This window comes from Mycobacteriales bacterium, from assembly GCA_035504215.1.
Lineage (GTDB): Bacteria > Actinomycetota > Actinomycetes > JAFAQI01 > JAFAQI01 > DATAUK01.
In genome coordinates, this window is record DATJSI010000084.1 from 1 (window position 1) to 2,339 (window position 2,339).

2 protein-coding genes are annotated in these 2,339 nt (G+C 66.6%); one reads left to right on the forward strand and one right to left on the reverse strand.

Features of this window, described 5'->3' with window-relative positions; translation table 11 throughout:
- On the forward strand, positions 1–698 hold a 698-nt coding region (locus VME70_10075; protein HTW20543.1), incomplete at its 5' end, for an arylsulfotransferase family protein.
- Between the two features lie 63 nt (positions 699–761).
- Here the strand turns inward: VME70_10075 and VME70_10080 are convergent.
- Complete coding sequence (locus VME70_10080; protein HTW20544.1) at positions 762–1,751, reverse strand: DUF234 domain-containing protein; 990 nt, start codon at positions 1,749–1,751, stop codon at positions 762–764.
- Positions 1,752–2,339 lie beyond the last annotated feature (588 nt).

Below are 2,339 nucleotides of genomic sequence, written 5' to 3' on the forward strand. Positions count from 1 at the left end.
CCGTCATCAACGGCGTCGTGCAAGAGATCGACATCAAGACCGGCAAGGTGCTCTTCCAGTGGAACAGCGCCGACCACGTGCCCTACGGGCAGAGCGAGCAGCCGCTCCCGGCGTCCGCGTCCACCCCGTGGGACTGGTTCCACCTCAACGCGGTCAAGGTCGACACCAACGGTGACCTGCTCATCGACGCGCGCGACACCTGGACCACCTACGAGGTCTCGCCGAAGACCGGCAAGATCGTCTGGCGGCTCGGCGGCAAGGACAGCTCGTTCAAGGTGACGGCCGCCAAGGGACAGAAACTCGACAGCGCGGGGGAGATCTTCGCCTGGCAGCACGACCCTGAGGCGCACGGCGACGGCATCTACACGTTCTTCGACAACGAGGCCGCCGGCACCGCCAACACCGGGACCAACGACCTCGTCGACCTCCCGTACAGCCGCGCGATCACCGTCAAGCTCAACACCAGGACGCACACCGCCACCCTGCTGGCGGCCGACAACCAGCCCGAGGGCCTGAGCGCTCCTTCGCAGGGCAACGCGGAACTGCTGCGCGGCGGTGACCTCTTCGTCGGCTGGGGCTCGCTGCCGTACTTCTCCGAGTTCAGCGCGTCAGGCAAGCTCATCTTCAACGCCGAGTTCCCGGCAGGTGTGAACACCTACCGCGCCTACCGCCTTCCCTGGCACCCCGCCACCCGCTAACCCCGATCACCCAGCGCCCGCCCGGCACCCGGACCTCCCGGAACCGCCGGGCGGGCACCCGCCTCAGGCAGTGGGGGAGTGCCATGCGGCGACCAGGTCCGCTGGTCCGTAAACGCGGTCGATGCCCGTGATCGTGCTCCCGGATCGGCTCACTGCGATGAGCTTCGCGTCGGCGCCGCCCGGCACGCGAGCGCGGTGCCCGACAAGCGCAGCGAGGTCTCGCCGGTCGAACGGGGCTCTCTCCCGCCACTTGACGGATCCCGTCATCGTCACCCGGCGCGAGTCAGGCCACCGGTCAACGCCGACAAGATCAACCTCGACATTGTTGGTGCGGGTCCAGTACCCGCCGACGACGCCGGTTCCGTCGAGCACCGGATCGTCGGCCGCGATTCGTTCGAGGGAGGCACGGATGACCGGTTCCACGGCGCGGCCGCGGAACTCGTGCCATGACTCACGCACCCGGGCGAGTGCCAGATCGGGGCGACCCCGCGCGACGTCGGGGAGGGACGGCTCAATCAACCGCAGCCAGAAGCGCAGGTACGGGTCGGCCACCCGGTAGCGCGGGTCGTTACCGGAACGAAGCGATACCGGGCGATCCACACTGACCACACGTTTGGCCGAGGTGAGCGTCTGAAGTGAGCGGTTCAGCGGCGTGTGGCCGATGCCCGACCGTGCGCCGATCCCGGTGAAATTCCGTTCTCCCGATCCGATCGTGCTCAGCACGCGCGTTGCCTGGAGTTGCGGGGGGAACTCCGCGGCGAGTACGTTGCGCCCCACGTCGATGAGGTCGGAGTTCTCGTCGCCGAGCTGCCGGTCGAGGAATGCCGCCACGTCAGGGGTATCGCGCCATTCGGCGCAGATGCGAGGGTAACCACCGGTCACTAGATAGGCATCGATGGCGATCGCCGGGTCGTCAGCTTTGATCATCTCCGCGGTGTCGCCGAGCTCGAATGGGTTGACCACCATCTCCTTGACTCGTCCGAACAACGGCCGTTCGTATGTGCCGATCGACTCCATCATCGAGATGTCCGACCCGATCAAGATGAACAACACCGGGTGCGCCTCGAAGGTCCGATCCCATGCGACCTGGAGCGCTCCTTCAAGTTCCGGGCTTGGGTCACCGTCGCTGCGCCGTACCGATGACTGCGCGGGACGACGATCGTCCCCTATGTGGCGCACGGACGGCGGTCATCAAATCGGGGGGACGAACATGCTGGTCTACGCGGTGATCGCGTCGCTCGACGGTTACACGAACGACGCCAAAGGCAAGTTCGACTGGGCCGAACCCAATGCCATGTAGAAGAGGGTGATCGCGCTGAGGGTGTCACGCGCCTGGGTCGGCTTGGCCGCCGCCCATTTTGCTGACGGAGCGTGATCGTCAAGCCGAATCCCGAAGATTGACTGAGGAGAGACGGTTATGGCCTCGGCGTGTTGATATGCGTGGTCGGGCCGCTGGCCTTGCAGCACCTGCCTGATCTTTGGGCGAGCATCCCGGTGTTAACCCCGGATCGCGCCAGCGCGTGCGGCGGCGAGGGCGGCCTTTGCGGCGTTGTCGGCGGTGGTCTGGTCGATTGGCTCGGCGGTGACAAGGAGCCGCAGGTAAATCGGCGCGACGAGGGTCCTGACGAGCTCGGCCGGGTC